This window comes from Jatrophihabitans sp. (assembly GCF_036388195.1).
GTDB lineage: Bacteria > Actinomycetota > Actinomycetes > Mycobacteriales > Jatrophihabitantaceae > Jatrophihabitans_A.
Window position 1 is genome coordinate 1 of sequence record NZ_DASVSG010000069.1, and the last position, 15,637, is coordinate 15,637.

At 70.5% G+C, this 15,637-nt stretch carries 15 protein-coding genes; 3 read left to right on the plus strand and 12 right to left on the minus strand.

Annotated features, from left to right (window positions below; all coding sequences use genetic code 11):
- Positions 1-880: AI-2E family transporter (locus VF612_RS07065; RefSeq protein ID WP_408659146.1), on the plus strand; the 880-nt coding region annotated here is incomplete at its 5' end.
- A gap of 56 nt (positions 881-936) precedes the next feature.
- Here VF612_RS07065 and VF612_RS07070 read toward each other — a convergent pair.
- The 7 genes from VF612_RS07070 to VF612_RS07100 form a co-directional block, all read right to left on the minus strand.
- Positions 937-1,269 carry a hypothetical protein gene (locus VF612_RS07070; RefSeq protein ID WP_408659147.1) on the minus strand — a complete coding sequence of 111 codons (333 nt, stop codon included), beginning with the start codon at positions 1,267-1,269 and terminating at the stop codon, positions 937-939.
- A gap of 89 nt (positions 1,270-1,358) precedes the next feature.
- Positions 1,359-2,297, minus strand: coding sequence for a hydroxymethylglutaryl-CoA lyase (locus VF612_RS07075; protein ID WP_408659148.1), 939 nt, complete (start codon positions 2,295-2,297; stop codon positions 1,359-1,361).
- 67 nt (positions 2,298-2,364) lie between these two features.
- Entirely contained in the window at positions 2,365-4,140 is a 1,776-nt protein-coding gene (locus VF612_RS07080; protein WP_408659149.1) for a 3-hydroxyacyl-CoA dehydrogenase family protein, read from the minus strand.
- Between the two features lie 194 nt (positions 4,141-4,334).
- On the minus strand, positions 4,335-5,858 hold the full coding sequence (locus VF612_RS07085; RefSeq protein ID WP_408659150.1) for an aldehyde dehydrogenase family protein: 1,524 nt from the start codon (positions 5,856-5,858) through the stop codon (positions 4,335-4,337).
- Positions 5,859-5,909: 51 nt separating this feature from the next.
- A complete protein-coding gene (nucS, locus tag VF612_RS07090) occupies positions 5,910-6,584 on the minus strand; it encodes an endonuclease NucS (protein WP_408659151.1) in 675 nt (224 codons plus the stop codon).
- Positions 6,585-6,620: 36 nt separating this feature from the next.
- Positions 6,621-8,624 carry a protein meaA gene (locus VF612_RS07095; RefSeq protein ID WP_408659152.1) on the minus strand — a complete coding sequence of 668 codons (2,004 nt, stop codon included), beginning with the start codon at positions 8,622-8,624 and terminating at the stop codon, positions 6,621-6,623.
- Positions 8,625-8,859: 235 nt separating this feature from the next.
- Positions 8,860-9,708, minus strand: a complete 849-nt coding sequence (locus VF612_RS07100; protein WP_408659153.1) for a 3-hydroxyacyl-CoA dehydrogenase family protein — start codon at positions 9,706-9,708, stop codon at positions 8,860-8,862.
- A gap of 201 nt (positions 9,709-9,909) precedes the next feature.
- Between VF612_RS07100 and VF612_RS07105 the strand changes: the two genes are divergently transcribed.
- Together VF612_RS07105 and VF612_RS07110 are read left to right on the plus strand one after the other, a co-directional pair.
- Positions 9,910-10,215, plus strand: coding sequence for a hypothetical protein (locus tag VF612_RS07105; protein WP_408659154.1), 306 nt, complete (start codon positions 9,910-9,912; stop codon positions 10,213-10,215).
- A gap of 63 nt (positions 10,216-10,278) precedes the next feature.
- Positions 10,279-10,857 (plus strand): cob(I)yrinic acid a,c-diamide adenosyltransferase, encoded by a 579-nt coding sequence (locus VF612_RS07110; RefSeq protein WP_408659155.1) that lies wholly within the window; start codon positions 10,279-10,281, stop codon positions 10,855-10,857.
- Positions 10,858-10,910: 53 nt separating this feature from the next.
- Here VF612_RS07110 and VF612_RS07115 read toward each other — a convergent pair whose 3' ends face one another.
- From VF612_RS07115 to atpA, 5 genes are all read right to left on the minus strand, one after another.
- The gene (locus VF612_RS07115) at positions 10,911-11,333 is read right to left on the minus strand and encodes a DUF2550 domain-containing protein (protein ID WP_408659156.1); all 423 of its coding nucleotides are present in this window, start codon (positions 11,331-11,333) and stop codon (positions 10,911-10,913) included.
- A gap of 55 nt (positions 11,334-11,388) precedes the next feature.
- The gene (locus VF612_RS07120) at positions 11,389-11,778 is read right to left on the minus strand and encodes a F0F1 ATP synthase subunit epsilon (protein ID WP_408659157.1); all 390 of its coding nucleotides are present in this window, start codon (positions 11,776-11,778) and stop codon (positions 11,389-11,391) included.
- A 172-nt stretch (positions 11,779-11,950) separates the two neighbouring features.
- On the minus strand, positions 11,951-13,396 hold the full coding sequence (atpD, locus tag VF612_RS07125; protein WP_408659158.1) for a F0F1 ATP synthase subunit beta: 1,446 nt from the start codon (positions 13,394-13,396) through the stop codon (positions 11,951-11,953).
- Positions 13,397-13,407: 11 nt separating this feature from the next.
- Positions 13,408-14,367, minus strand: coding sequence for a F0F1 ATP synthase subunit gamma (locus VF612_RS07130; RefSeq protein ID WP_408659159.1), 960 nt, complete (start codon positions 14,365-14,367; stop codon positions 13,408-13,410).
- Between the two features lie 3 nt (positions 14,368-14,370).
- On the minus strand, positions 14,371-15,637 hold a 1,267-nt coding region (gene atpA, locus VF612_RS07135), incomplete at its 5' end, for a F0F1 ATP synthase subunit alpha (RefSeq protein ID WP_408659160.1).

A 15,637-nucleotide genomic window follows, 5' to 3' on the forward strand; every position in this document is an offset into this window, starting at 1 on the left:
GGCGGTCCGCCGGATCGAGAGCACCGGGCTCAAGCGCGGGCTGGCCGTGGCGATCGTGTTCATCGGCGTGCTGGGGTTCCTGACCGCCATGTGCCTGGCCGTCGTCCCCCCGCTGGTCTCCCAGACCGGGACCTTCCTGCACAACCTGCCGACCTACATCGACGACCTGCAGAAGAACCGCCGGATCGCGGATCTGGATCAGCGCTTCGGCGTGCTGGACTCGATCCAGAACCGGATCGAGGCCTCGGCCTTCCTGCAGCAGATGGCCGGCAACCTGCTGAGCGTCGGCACCACCGTCGCCACGACCATCTTCGAAGTGTTCACGCTGGCGATCCTGACCCTGTACTTCCTGGCCTACCTGCGCGACATCACCGCCTTCGCCTACCGGCTGACCCCCGCCTCACGCCGGCTGAAGGCCAGCCGCATCGGCGACAAGATCGTCGCCCAGATCGGCGCCTACGTCGTCGGCACCGTCGCCCTGGCCCTGCTGCGGGGCACCTTCACCCTGGTGTTCCTGTGGGCCGTCGGGGTGCCCTACCCGCTCGCGCTGGCCTTCATCGCGGCGCTGCTCGACCTGGCGCCGGTGGTCGGGACGGTGCTGGCCGCGGTGGTGGTCTCGACGGTCGTCCTGCTCGAATCGGTGCCCACCGGCATCGGGGTGATCGGTTTCTTCGTCGCCTACGAGGCCATCGCCCGGATGCTGTTCATCCCGCATCTGCTGGACCGCTCGGTGCGGATCACCCCGGCGGCAGCCCTGGTCGGCGCGCTGGTCGGCTATACCGTGCTCGGGTTGATCGGTTTCTTGATCTCGATCCCGCTGGTGGCCGTCATCACCCTGATCATGCGCGAGGTGGTGCTGCCCCGGCAGGCCAGCCGCTGACCTGCCGGAGTCGTCAGGCCGCTGACCTGTGCTCAGCTCCGAGCTGAACCGGCTGCTCAGCCGTAACGCGGCGCGTTCCGGCTGCGCTGCACGCCCGGGCTCCGCCGGTCCCGCGCGCTCCAGCAGGCGGTGTGCCAGTGCCGCCGGTCCGAGGCCTCCAGGTCATCGGCCGGCCAGGCCACCAGGTGGCCGACGCCGACGGGCAGCAGCTGATCGCATCCGGGGCACCGGTAGGGCCGGGCAGGAGCTGCCGAGGCGGCCCCCGAGACGGCCCGCACCCGGTACTCCACCCCTCGCCACCACTGCGCCTGCTCACCGGCGCCGGTCCGCTCCGGGCTGGCGGCGGGCTTGCGGGTCCCGTGCCGGGCGGGCAGGTTTCGACGGGGCACGGGCCCGAGTCTAATGACGGCTGCCGGCTCACCGGGCTGGTTGCCGGCTCACCGGGCTGGTTGCCGGCTCACCCGGGCTGGTTGCCGGCTCACCGAGCCGCGAGCGCCTGCACCACCCGGGACTGGCTGGGCCGCCCCAGCTGCTCGGCCATCCAGGCGCTGGTCCGGACCAGCTTGTCCAGGTCCACCCCGGTCTCGATGCCCAGCCCCGCCAGCTGCCACAGCAGGTCCTCGGTGGCCAGGTTGCCGGTCGCGCTCTCGGCGTACGGGCAGCCGCCCAGGCCGCCGGCTGAGGCATCGACGATCGAGACGCCTGCCTGCAGCGCGGCCAGGGTGTTGGCCAGCGCCTGGCCGTAGGTGTCGTGGAAGTGCACCGCGACGCTGCCCAGGTCCAGGCCGGCGTCGGCCAGCTGCCGCAGCAGCTCGCGCACCTGGCCCGGCGTGGCCACCCCGATGGTGTCGCCCAGGCTCAGCTCGGTGCAGCCCAGCGCCATCAGGCCGGTGGCCGCCCGCACCACCTGCGGCAGCGGCACCCGGCCCTCCCACGGGTCGCCGAAGCACATCGACAGGTAGCCCCGGACTCCCAAGCCGTTCTCCCGGGCGGTGGCCACCACCGGGGCGAACATCTCCATCGACTCGGCCATCGTCCGGTTGAGATTGCGCCGGGCGAAGGTCTCGGTGGCGCTGGCGAAGATCGCGATGTCGCTGACGCCGGCATCCAACGCCCGCGCCAGCCCCCGGGCGTTGGGCACCAGCACCGGGTAGCGGACGCCGGGACGCCGGTCCAGCCGGCTCAGCAGCTGCTCGGCGTCGGCCAGCTGCGGCACCCAGGACGGGTGGACGAAGCTGGTCACCTCGACCAGCTGGTGGCCGGCGTCCACCAGCCGTTCGATGAACTCGAGCTTGACCTCCAGGGGCACGATCGCCGACTCGTTCTGCAGGCCGTCCCGGGGGCCGACCTCGCAGATGGTGACCCGGGCAGGCAACTTCTCCAGTTCGACGACATCGGGCAGGCCGGCGGCGGCCATGGCATGGACCTCCTGACGTGGACGGGTGGTGTCTGGGCTCGGCGCGGGGGCGCTGAAAAGCCGGTGCTCAGGTGTACTCGCGGAAGCCCTTGCCGGTCTTGCGGCCCAGCCGGCCCGCGGTCACCAGATGCTCCAGCAGCGGCGCGGGGGCGAAGCCGGGCTCCCGGAACTCCTGGTAGAGCACTCGCTGGATCGCCAGCGCGACGTCCAGGCCCACCACGTCGAGCAGCTCGAACGGTCCCATGGGATAGCCGCAGCCGACCTTCATGGCCGAGTCGATGTCCTCGCTGGTGGCGTAGTGCGCCTGCAGCATCTTCACGGCGTCATTGAGGTACGGGAAGAGCAGGCCGTTGACGATGAAGCCGGCCCGGTCCCCGCAGCGCACCGGATGCTTGCCGAGCCGGTTGCACACCGCCAGCGCGGTCGCCTCGACGTCGGCGGCGGTGGCGACCGTGCTGACCACCTCGACCAGCGCCATCACCGTCGCCGGGTTGAAGAAGTGCAGGCCGATCACGTCGGCCTGCCGCGAGGTGGCCGCCGCGCACTCGATCACCGGCAGCGAGGACGTGGTGGTGGCCAGCACCGCGCCGGGCCGGCAGATCTCGTCGAGGTTGGCGAACAGCGCCTGCTTGACCGTGATCTCCTCGACGACCGCCTCCACGACCAGGTCCATCGACGCCAGGTCGTCCAGGCGGGGCGAGCCGGTCACCCGGGCCAGCGCCTCGTCGCGCTCCTCGGCGGTCAGCTTGCCCCGCTGCACGCCCTTCTCCAGCGACCGCCGCAGCTCACCCTCCACCGTCTCGACCTTCTGGGCGGACCGGGCGATGAAGTGCACGTCGTAGCCGGCCCGGGCGAACACCTCGACCATGCCGATCGCCATGGTGCCCGAGCCGACGATGCCGACCCGCTGGACCGGCCGGGCGGCGGAGGTGTCGGGCTGCTCGACCGGGGTGTGGGCATCGGCCACCACCTTCGGCGAGTCCGGCCCGTCGTAGGTGTAGAAGCCGCGGCCCACCTTGCGTCCGAGCAGGCCGGCCGTGATCATCTGCTTGAAGATCGGGGTCGGGGCGTGCAGCCGCTCGCGCGACTGCTTGTACATGGTGTCCAGGATCTCGTAGGCGGTGTCCAGGCCGATCAGGTCCAGCAGCGCCAGCGGGCCCATCGGCAGGCCGCAGCCCAGCTTCATCGCCGCGTCGATGTCCTCCCGGCTGGCATAGCGCTCGGAGTACATCGCCGCGGCGTGGTTGAGATAGCCGAACAGCAGCGCGTTGGCGATGAATCCGGCCCGGTCGCCGATCGTGACGTCGGTCTTGCCGAGCGAGGCCACGAACGCCTCGATGTCGGCGACGACGTCCGGCTCGGTGACGACGCTGCGCACCACCTCGACCAGCTTCATCACCGGGGCGGGGTTGAAGAAGTGGACGCCGATCACCTTGCCCGGACGCGAGGTCGCGACCGCGATCTCGGTGACCGACAGCGAGGAGGTGTTGGTCGCCAGGATGGTCTCCGGCCCGCAGATCTCGTCCAGGGCGGTGAAGATCGCGCGCTTGAGGTTCAGCTGCTCGGGCACCGCCTCGATCACCAGGTCGGCGTCGGCCAGCGCCTTCAGCTCGGTGTCGAAGGTGATCCGGGACAGCAGCTCGGCCTGCTCGGACTCGGCCAGCTTGCCGCGGGCCACCGCCCGGCCGGTGGAATGCTCGATGTGGCCCCGGCCGCGGGCCACCGATGCCTGGTCGCGATCGACCGCCACCACGCTCAGGCCGTTGCGGGCGAACACCTCCGCGATGCCCGCGCCCATGGTGCCGAGGCCCACCACGCCCACTCGGGTGAATTTCCGCGCCACTGCTGGTCTCCTCTAAGCGCTCGTCGGCCGCCGTCCGGCGGCACTGTACGGCTCGGGTCTGTCATGCGGATCGATCGTCCGGGCGATCGATCTGAATGACGGTCGAGCGGTGCTCCGCTGTCGGCTCACGGTAACCTCCCCGCCCGGCGGTTGGCATCGGGTGGGTGGGTGAAGTCTCATGCCTGCCGGCAGCCTCAGCGCCGTCCCCAGCGCAGCCGGGCCAACTGCTTGAGCTGGGCGATGGACTTGTCCGGGCGCTGGAAGGTGGCCACCTTGAGCGGGATGTCGAACAGCTGGGACGTGACCGCCCTGGACCGGGCGAACTCGCGCAGGCCGTCCGGGCCGTGGATCCGGCCGAAACCGGAGTCGCCGGCGCCGCCCCAGGGCAGCCCCGGCACCGAGGCGTAGGTCAGCACCGAGTTGATGCTCACCATGCCAGCGGTCAGCCGGCTGGCCAGCTGTCGGCCGTGCTTGCGGCTGAACACCGACGCGCCCAGGCCGTAGCTGCCCGAATTCGCCGCCTCGACCGCTTCATCGAGATCGGCGGCCTTGCTGATCACCACGGTCGGCCCGAAGGTCTCCTCGGTCATCGCTGCCTGCTCCGGGGGGACGTCGACCAGCACCACCGGCTCGACGTAGGGCGCCCGCACCGAGTCCGGACCGCCCACCAGGGCCCGGCCGCCGGCGCGCACCGCCTCGCTGATGTGCCGGGAGATCACCTCGAGCTGGCCGGGCATGGTGATCGCGCCGTAGTGCGCGCCCCCTCCGGCGCCGGCACCAGCCTGGCCGGTGCGGATGCCGGCTGCCAGCCTGGCGACCCGTTCGACGAAGTCGTCGTAGACGCCGGCCTCGACGTAGACCCGTTCCACTCCGGCGCAGGTCTGCCCGCCGTTGAACATCGAACCCCAGACGGCCTGCTCGGCAGCGCGCTCGAGGTCGGCGTCGGCGGCGACGATCATGGCGTCCTTGCCGCCGCACTCGATGACGCAGGGGGTCAGGGTGCGCGCGCAGCTGGCCATCACCTGCCGGCCGGTGGCCGCGGAGCCGGTGAAGGCGAGCTTGTCGACGCCCGCCTCGCAGAGCGCGGCTCCGGTCTGGCCGAACCCGGTGACCAGCTGCAGCACGGGTTGCTCGGGCACCACTCCCGCGAACGAGTCCACCAGCCAGTCGGCGACCGCCGGGGTGTGCTCGCTCGGCTTGAAGACCACCGCGTTGCCGGCGGCCAGGGCATAGGAGATGGAGCCCATCGGGGTGTGCACCGGGTAGTTCCACGGCCCGATCACGCCCACCACGCCGAACGGCAGGTACTCCAGGGTGGCCGAGTGGTTCACGGCCAGCAGCCCCGGGTTCACCCGCCGCCGGCGCAGCACCTTGCCGGCGTTGCGGGCGGCCCAGGCCAGGTGCGCGATCGCGATGGTCACCTCGACCACGGCGTCGTCCACCGGCTTGCCGTTCTCCTGTGCGATCAACGCAGCCAGCTCATCGGTGCGCCGCACCAGCTGCACCCGCCAGGCGTTCAGCCGGGCCCGGCGTCCGGCTTCGCCGAGTTCGACCCACCAGCCGGCCGCTGCCCTGGCCCGCTCGACGGCGGCGGCCACGTCCTCGGCGGTGTGGACGTCGAAGCTGGCCAGCACCTCGCCGGTGTCCGGACGCGTCGAGTCGAACCGCTGCCGGCCGTCGTGAGCAGCTGACGTCAAGTCGTGCGAGACCGCGGTCATACCCGGGAGGTTACTGGCCGGTAGAGGCCACCGCCACGCGCCGCAGCGCTACTAGAACAGCCGCGAGGACGGGTCGTCCACGCCGCGCAGCAGGTCGTAGTCCAGCACCAGGCAGTCGATGCCGCGGTCGGTGGCCAGGGTGCGGGCCTGCGGCTTGATCTCCTGGGCGGCGAAGACCCCGCGGACCGGAGCAATCAGCGGGTCGCGGTTGAGCAGCTCCAGGTAGCGGGTCAGCTGCTCGACCCCGTCGATGTCGCCGCGCCGCTTGATCTCCACCGCCACCGACACCCCCTGGGCATCGCGGGCCATGATGTCGACCGGCCCGATCGCGGTCGGGAACTCCCGCCGGACCAGCCGGTAGCCGGTGCCCAGGGTCTCGATGTGCTCGGCCAGCAGCGTCTGCAGATGGGCCTCGACGCCGTCCTTGACCAGGCCGGGATCGACACCGAGCGGGTGGCTGGAATCGTGCAGCACTTCCTCGATGGTGATCCGCAGCTGGTCGCCGGTCTTGTTGGTGACCGTCCACAGCGCGGCGCCGTCGGGCAGCTCGGACTCCACCAGGGTGCACGGCGGTGACATCCAGTTCAGCGGCTTGTAGGAGCCGCCGTCGGAGTGCACCAGCACCGAGCCGTCGGCCTTGACCATCAGCAACCTCGGCGCCATCGGCAGATGGGCGGTCAGCCGTCCGACGTAGTCGACCATGCAACGAGCAATCACCAGGCGCACCCGGGCAGCCTACCCAGCGCTCGGCAGCGACCCCGCTCAGCCGAGCCCGTTGGCCTCCCGGATGGCGTCCAGCACCCCGTCCAGCACCCGGGTCAGCTCGAAGTCCTTGGACGTGAAGACCCGGGCCACCCCCAGCTCCCGCAGCCGAGCCGCATCAAGATCGGGGATGATGCCGCCCACCACCAGCGGGACGTCGTCCAGCCCCGCCGCCCGCATGCCGTCCAGGACGTCCGGGACCACCGACAGGTGCGAGCCGGACAGCACCGAGAGCCCCACCACCGAGACGTCCTCCTCCACCGCCGACGCCACGATCTGGGCGGGGGTCAGCCGGATCCCGGAGTACACCACCTCGAAGCCGGCGTCCCGGGCCCGGACCGCGATCTGCTCCGCGCCGTTGGAGTGCCCGTCCAGACCGGGCTTGCCGACCAGGAACCGCAGCCGGCGGCCGAGCTCCTCGCCGACTGAGGTGACCCGGCAGCGCAGCGCGGCGAACGCCTCGTCCGTCTGGCCGGCGCCGCCAGAGCCCGATACCCCGGTGGGCGCCCGGTACTCGCCGAACACCTCGCGCAGCGCGCCGGCCCACTCACCGGTCGTGACGCCGGCCCGGGCGCAGCGCAGGGTGGCCGGCATCAGGTTGCCCGCCGTCGCCGCCACCGCCTTGAGCTGGTCCAGGCTGGCCGCGACCTCGGCGTGGTCCCGGCCGGCCCGCCAGGCCCGGACGGCTGCGACGGCGGCTTCCTCGACGCCGGGATCGATGGTCAGGATCGAGCCCTCGACATCGGCGGTCAGCGGGTTCGGCTCGGTCTCGGTGAACCGGTTCACCCCCACCACCACGTCCTCGCCGGTCTCCATCCGGCGCCGGCGCTCGGCCAGCGACGCGACCAGCGCCGACTTGAGGTACCCGGACTCGACCGCGGCCACCGCCCCGCCCAGCTCCAGCACCCGGGCGATCTCGGCGCGGGCGCCGTCGGCGATCTCGGCGACCTTCGCCTCGATCACCGGCGAGCCGTCGAAGATGTCCTCGTACTCCAGCAGGTCGGTCTCGTACGCCAGCACCTGCTGCATGCGCAGCGACCACTGCTGGTCCCACGGCCGGGGCAGGCCGAGCGCCTCGTTCCAGGCCGGCAGCTGCACGGCGCGGGCGCGGGCGTTCTTGGACAGCGTCACGCCGAGCATCTCCAGCAGGATCCGGGTCACGTTGTTCTCCGGCTGGGCCTCGGTCAGGCCGAGCGAGTTGACCTGGACGCCGTAGCGCAGCCGCCGCTGCTTCGGGTCGCCGACCCCGTACCGCTCGGCCGTGATCTCGTCCCACAGCCGGACGAACGCCCGCATCTTGCACAGCTCCTCGATGAAGCGGACCCCGGCGTTGACGAAGAACGAGATCCGCTGCACCACCTCCCCGAACCGCTCCGGGGCGATCTGGCCGGAGTCGCGGACCGAGTCCAGCACCGCGATCGCCGTGCACAGCGCGAACGACACCTCCTGCACCGGCGTCGCCCCGGCCTCCTGCAGGTGGTAGCTGCAGATGTTGATGGGGTTCCACTTCGGCACCTCGGCCACCGTGTAGGCGATCAGGTCGGTGGTCAGCCGCAGCGAGGGAGCCGGCGGGAAGATGAACGTCCCGCGCGAGAGGTACTCCTTGACGATGTCGTTCTGGATGGTGCCGGCCAGCCGCGCCCGGACCTCGGCCGGTTCCAGCCCCGCCGCCACGGCGTGCTCCTCGGCGAGGACCAGGTACAGCGCCAGCAGCCACATCGCCGGGGCGTTGATGGTCATCGACGTGTTCATCCGGTCAAGCGGGATGCCGTCGAACAGGGTTCGCAGGTCGCCGAGGTGGGCGATCGGCACGCCGACCTTGCCGACCTCGCCGCGCGCGAGCTCGGCGTCCGGGTCATAACCGGTCTGGGTGGGCAGGTCGAAGGCGACCGAGAGCCCGGTCTGGCCCTTCTCCAGGTTCCGCCGGTAGAGCGCGTTGGACTCCAGCGGGCTGGAGTGCCCGGCGTAGGTGCGCATCACCCACGGCGTGGTCCGCTCGGCCATCTGCGCTCCCGGGGCTCCTGGGGATTCGGCGACGGGCCGAGTCTGGCATGCGCGCTACCGGCGGGCAGGCCGATGTGGCTCACTTCGCACCGTGACCGTTGGCCGCATGGCGCCTCTCCGATCGTTGGCCGCCCAGCAGGGCGACACACCGGGACCAGCCCTGCCACGCGGCCGTCGATCAGCTGCCAGCGGCCGAAGGGTGGCTACCAGGCGGGGCGGACCCCCGGGCACCCGCTCAGTAGGAGTAGAAGCCCTGCCCGGTCTTGCGGCCCAGGTCGCCGGCCACCACCATCCGCGACAGCAGCTCCGGCGGCGCGAACTTGGTGTCCTTGGTGTCGTTGTAGATGTTGGCGCTGGCGTTGCGCATGATGTCGATGCCGGTCAGGTCCAGGGTCGCCAGCGGCCCCATCGCGTGGCCGAAGCCGAGCTTGCAGGCGGTGTCGATGTCCTCGGCGCTGGCCACTCCGGTCTCCACCAGCCGGACGGCCTCGTTGCTCAGCGCCGCGAGCAGCCGGGTGGTGACGAATCCGGCGACGTCCCGGTTGACCACGATGCAGGTCTTGCCGACCTGCTCGGCGAACGCCCGGGCCCGCGCCAGCGTCTCGTCCGAGGTCTTGTAGCCGCGGACCAGCTCGCACAGCGCCATCAGCGGCACCGGGGAGAAGAAGTGGGTGCCCACCACCGACTCCGGCCGCCCGGTGACGGCGGCGAGCTGGCTGATCGGGATCGCCGAGGTGTTGGAGGCCAGCACCGCGCCGTCCTTGCAGAGCCCGTCCAGGGTCTGGAACAGGCCCTGCTTGACATCCAGGCTCTCGAACACCGCCTCGACCACCAGGTCGGCGTCGGCGACGGCGCCCAGCTCGGTGCTGGTGGTGATCCGGCCCAGCGCCGCCTGGACGTCGGCCTCGGCGAGCTTGCCCTTCTGCGCGAGCTTGGTCAGCGACTTCTCGATGCCGTCCTTGCCACGCTGCAGGGCCACCTCGGTGATGTCCTGCAGGACGACCGGCAGCCCGGCCACGGCGGACACCTGGGCGATCCCGGATCCCATCAGGCCGGCTCCGATAACCGCTACCTGCTGTGTCATGGCGTGTGTCTCCTCTGTGGATGCGACGGGCTGTGTCCGGTCGTGCGACGGATCGTGCGTTGCCCGGCACGGCTGCCGGCCGGGATGCTCGCACCCTAGCTGCCGGCCGACTGCGGCCTCATCGCGGCTGGCCACGGCCGACCCGCAGGCTGTCATGCTGGAGGTGGCAGGCAGGCTGGTTTCGCTCGAAGGGGATGGGGCATGGGCTTCGACCTCGGCATCCTGGTCTGGGCGATCGGCATCATCGGCGTGCTGATGTTGATGACCCGGTGGGCGTTCAAGCCGTCCCGGCCGCGAACCGGGCGTCCGGACACCGGGCCGAACGCCAACCTCGGCCTGCTCATCCCGGTGCTCTCGCAAGCGCCCCGATCGCAGGTGCTCTCGGCGAAGAACCTGCTCTCCCTGCAGGGCATCCGCTGCTCGGTGTCCCGGCTGGACCGCGACAGCTACGACCTGCTGGTCTTCGGCGCGGACGCCGACCGGGCGCGGGAGCTGCTGGCCGAGTAGCGCGCCTGCCATCCTGCGCGGCCGCTGCTGCGCCGCCCCGGGCAGCGGCCTAGATTGAGGGCCATGGCCGTACACCTCACCCGCATCTACACCAAGACCGGTGACTCCGGCACGACCGGGCTCGGTGATCTCAGCCGGGTCCGCAAGACCGATGTCCGGGTCGCTGCCTACGCCGACTCGGACGAGACCAACGCCGCGGTCGGCGCCGCGCTGGCGCTCGGTGACCTGCCCGAGCCGATCGCGGCGGTGCTGCGGCACGTGCAGAACGACCTGTTCGACGTCGGCGCCGACCTGTGCACCCCGATCGTCGCCGACCCGAAGTACCCGCCGCTGCGGATCACCGAGGGCTACCTCACCCGGCTGGAAGCGTGGTGCGACCAGTTCAATGCCGAGCTGCCGGCGCTGGCGAGCTTCATCCTGCCCGGTGGAGCCCCGGGCGCCGCCCTGCTGCACGTGGCGCGGACGGTCGCCCGGCGTGCCGAGCGCAGCACCTGGGCGCTGGTCGAGGCCGACCCCGAGCACACCAACCAGCTGGCCGCCACCTACCTCAACCGGCTGTCGGATCTGCTGTTCATCCTGGCCAGGTGCGCGAACTCCGGCGCCGACGTGCTGTGGCAGCCGGGCGGGCCGAGCGCCGGCTGAGCCGCTGACCGGCCGCCCTTCAGGACCAGGCCCTGCTCAGAACCAGGCCCTGCTCAGAACCTCGGCGCCGAGGCCTCCAGCCAGGACAGGAAGCCGGTCAGCCCGTTGTCCGGAAAGCCCAGGCTGATCGCGGCGCCCTTGTGCCGGCACTCGGCGATCATCAGGTTCGGCCGCAGGGCCATGTCGCGCTGCGGATCCCAGGCACGGCTCAAGGTCACTTCGAGATCGCTGCGGGCCATCCGCAGGGCGGGGGTGGGCCGCAGCGACAGCGTCCGGTACCAGACCAGCTCGTCCCCGGCATAGCGCCCGACGCCGTTGGCCCAGCGCTGATCACCGCGTTTCACCGCCATCGCCAGGCCGCCGGCCGAGGCCACCACCCGTCGCTGGTACAGCACCATCGAGATCAACAGCACCAGACAGCAGACGGCCAGCACGCACACCGCGATCAGGCCGGAGAGCTCGAGCGCCGCCGCCAACCCGGATGCCTCCTTCGCGCTATCCCGCCCGGCTTGCCGGGCCGACGCTGAACCGCTAGATCTGCTCCCCCGCGGCGCGCAGCCTGGCCATCGCCCGGTCGCGCGCGGCAACCGACTCCTCGTCGGTGCCGTTGCCGGCGCGTTGCAGCGCCTCCCTGGCCCGGGCTACGTCGATCTCGTCGGCGTTCTCGGCCATCTCGGCGAGCACCGACACCCCATCGGCGCGCACCGACAGGAAGCCGCCGTGCACGGCCACCCGCTGCTCCACGCCGTCAGCGTGCAGGATCCGCACCAGCCAGCCGGGCGCCAGCGCGCCGAGCAGCGGAGCGTGGCCGGCCAGCACGCCGATCTCGCCCTCGGTGGTCCGGGCATAGACCGCGGTGGCCTCTCCCGACCAGATCGGTCGTTCGACCGAGACGAGTTCGACCTGCATGGTCTTAGCCATTCGCTCCGCTCCTCGCTCGCTGGCGCTCGCTGCGATGCTCACTCACCGAGTTAGCCATTCGCTCCGCTCCTCGCTCGCTGGCGCTCGCTGCGATGCTCACTCACCGAGTTAGCCATTCGCTCCGCTCCTCCGCTGACCCTGCGCTGAACCTGCCCAACACCCGATTCTGGGGTCAGGCGTTCTTCAGCTCGTGCGCCTTCTTCTCCAGGTCCTCGACGCCACCGCACATGAAGAACGCCTGCTCCGGGTAGCTGTCGAAGTCACCGGCCGCCAGCCGCTTGAACGCGTCGATGGTCTCCTCGATCGGGACGAACGAGCCCTCGATGCCGGTGAACTGCTTGGCCACGTAGGTGTTCTGCGACAGGAACCGCTCGATCCGGCGGGCCCGGCCAACCAGGATCTTGTCCTCTTCGGACAGCTCGTCGATGCCGAGGATCGCGATAATGGATTGCAGCTCGTTGTACCGCTGCAGGATCCGCTTGATCTCCGAGGCCACCGCGTAGTGCTCCTCGCCGATGTACTGGGCGTCCAGGATCCGGGAGGTGGAGTCCAGCGGGTCCACCGCGGGGTAGATGCCCTTCTCGGAAATGGGCCGCGAGAGGACCGTCGTGGCGTCCAGGTGCGCGAACGCGGTGTGCGGCGCCGGGTCGGTGATGTCGTCGGCGGGCACGTAGATCGCCTGCATCGAGGTGATCGAGTGACCACGGGTCGAGGTGATCCGCTCCTGCAGCTGGCCCATCTCATCGGCCAGCGTCGGCTGGTATCCCACCGCCGAGGGCATCCGGCCGAGCAGCGTGGATACCTCCGAGCCGGCCTGGGTGAACCGGAAGATGTTGTCGATGAACAGCAGCACGTCCTGGCCCTGCACGTCGCGGAAGTACTCGGCCATCGTCAGCGCCGACAGTGCCACTCGCAGGCGGGTGCCCGGCGGCTCGTCCATCTGGCCGAAGACCAGCGCGGTCTTCTCCAGCACGCCGGACTCGGTCATCTCAGCGATCAGGTCGTTGCCCTCACGGGTGCGCTCGCCGACTCCGGCGAACACCGACACGCCGCCGAAGTTCTCGGCGACCCGGTAGATCATCTCCTGGATCAGCACCGTCTTGCCGACGCCGGCCCCGCCGAACAGGCCGATCTTGCCGCCGACCACGTACGGGGTCAGCAGGTCGATGACCTTGACGCCGGTCCACATCGGCTCGGTCTTGGACTCCAGCTGGTCGAAGGCCGGCGGTGAGCGATGGATCGACCACCGCTCGGGAAACACCAGCTTCTTGCCGGCCTCGTCCAGGGGCTCGCCCAGGGCGTTGAACACGTGGCCCTTGGTGATGTCGCCCACCGGGACGCTGATCGCGGCGCCGGTGTCGGTCACCTCCGCGCCCCGCACCAGGCCATCGGTCGGCTGCAGCGCGATGGCGCGCACCATGTCGTCACCGATGTGCTGCGCCGTCTCCAGCGTCAGGGTCTTGGACAGCTCGCCGAGTTCGATGTCGACCTGCAGCGCGTTGTAGAGCGCCGGCAGGCTGTTGCGGCCGAACTCGATGTCCACGACCGGTCCGATCACCCGGACGACCCGGCCGCGAACCGGCGCCGCCGTCGTGTCGGTGCTGGTGGGGTTTTCCATCACAGTGCTCATCAGTAGTCACTTCCTGCTGCCGCGAGGGCGTCGGCGCCACCGACGATCTCACTGATTTCCTGGGTGATTTCAGCCTGGCGGGCTTGGTTGGCCAGCCGGGTGTAGACCTTGATGAGGTCCGAGGCGTTGTCTGAGGCGGACTTCATGGCCCGTCGCCGCGCTGCTGACTCCGAGGCCGCCGACTCCAGCAGCGCTGAGAAGATCCGGGCACGGACGTAGCGCGGCAGCAGGGCGGTTAGCAGCTCCTCGGGCTCGGGCTCGAACTCGTACGCCGGCCCGGGGCTGCTCGAGGATCCTGAGGACGCAGCCTCGGCATCCCGCTCGTCCTGGACGGCCTGCTCGGCGTCGGACAGCTGGACCGGGGCCACTAGCCCCGCTGTCGGCGTTTGGGTGACCATCGACTCGAACCGGGTGTAGACCACGTACAGCTCGTCGATGCCGGCCTGGCTGTCGGACTCTCCCCCGCTGGTGGCCAGCAGGGCCGAGACCAGCGCCTCGGTCGCGCCGCGGGCGTCGAGGAACGTCGGCTGCTCGGAGAACCCGGTCCAGCTGGCGGCAAGCCGGATCTGGCGGAACCGGTAGTAGGCGACGCCCTTGCGTCCGATGACGTAGATCACCGGCTCCTTGCCCTCGGCTCGGACCGAGGCCGCGAGCTCGTTGGCCTTCTTGATCGCATTGGCGCTGTAACCACCGGCCAGGCCGCGGTCAGAGGTCACCAGCAGGATGCCGGTGCGCCGGGCGTTCTCCGCGCTGGTGAGCAACGGGTGCTTCAGTGACGAGTCCTTGCCGAGGGCCGCCAGCGCCCGGGTCAGCTCGTCGGCGTAGGGCCGGGCCTGGTTGACCCGGTTCTGCGCCTTGACGATCCGCGACGCGGCGATGAGCTCCATCGCCTTGGTGATCTTCTGGGTCGACTGGACCGATTTGATCTGTCGCCGGTAGATCCGGAGCTGGGCGCCCATCGGCTACTTCACGTCTTCTTGGACAGCCGACTCGACGTTGTTGACCCGCCGGGGCTTGGGCTGGCCGTCGTCGGCCTTCTTGGTCACCGTGGAAGTGAACTGCGCCTTGACCTCGACGACCGCCCTCTCCAGCTGCGCGATGGTGTCGTCCTCAAGCCTGCCGGTGTTGATGATGCTGTCGAAGATCTCCTGCTTGTCGTTTGCGATGTAATCGTGCAGGGCCGCTTCGAAGGGGCGGACGTCGGCGACCTCGAGGTCATCGAGCTGGCCGGTGGTGCCGGCCCAGATCGAGACGACCTCACGCTCGGCCGGGAACGGCGACGCGGCCGGCTGCTTGAGCAGCTCGACCAGCCGGGAACCGCGGCGCAGCTGCTGCTGGCTGGCCTTGTCCAGGTCCGAGCCAAAGGCGGCGAACGCCTCGAGCTCGCGGTACTGAGCAAGGTCGACCCGGAGCCGGCCCGCGACGGACTTCATCGCCTTGGTCTGCGCGGCGCCACCGACGCGTGAGACCGAGATGCCGACGTTGATGGCCGGGCGGACGCCGGCGTTGAACAGGTCGGTCTCCAGGAAGCACTGGCCGTCGGTGATCGAGATGACGTTGGTGGGAATGTAGGCCGAGACGTCGTTGCCCTTGGTCTCGATGATCGGCAGGCCGGTCATCGAGCCGCCGCCCAGCTCGTCGGACAGCTTCGCGCAGCGCTCGAGCAGCCGCGAGTGCAGGTAGAACACGTCGCCCGGGTAGGCCTCACGGCCCGGCGGGCGGCGCAGCAGCAGCGACACCGCGCGATAGGCCTCGGCCTGCTTGGACAGGTCGTCGAACACGATCAGGACGTGCTTGCCGTCATACATCCAGTGCTGGCCGATGGCCGAGCCGGTGTAGGGGGCCAGGTACTTGAAGCCGGCCGAGTCCGAGGCGGGCGCGGCGACGATGGTGGTGTACTCCAGCGCGCCGGCCTCCTCCAGGCTCTTGCGTGCGCCGGCGATCGTGGAGCCCTTCTGGCCGATGGCGACGTAGATGCAGCGCACCTGCTTGCTCGGGTCACCGGTGTCCCAGTACTGCTTCTGGTTGATGATCGTGTCGATGGCGATGGTGCTCTTGCCGGTGGCACGGTCGCCGATGATCAGCTGGCGCTGGCCCCGGCCGATCGCGGTCATCGCGTCGATGGCCTTGATGCCGGTCAGCAGCGGCTCGCGGACCTCCTGGCGCATCACCACCGAAGGGGCCTGCAGCTCCAGGGCACGCCGGGCGCTGGAGTTGATGTCGCCGAGG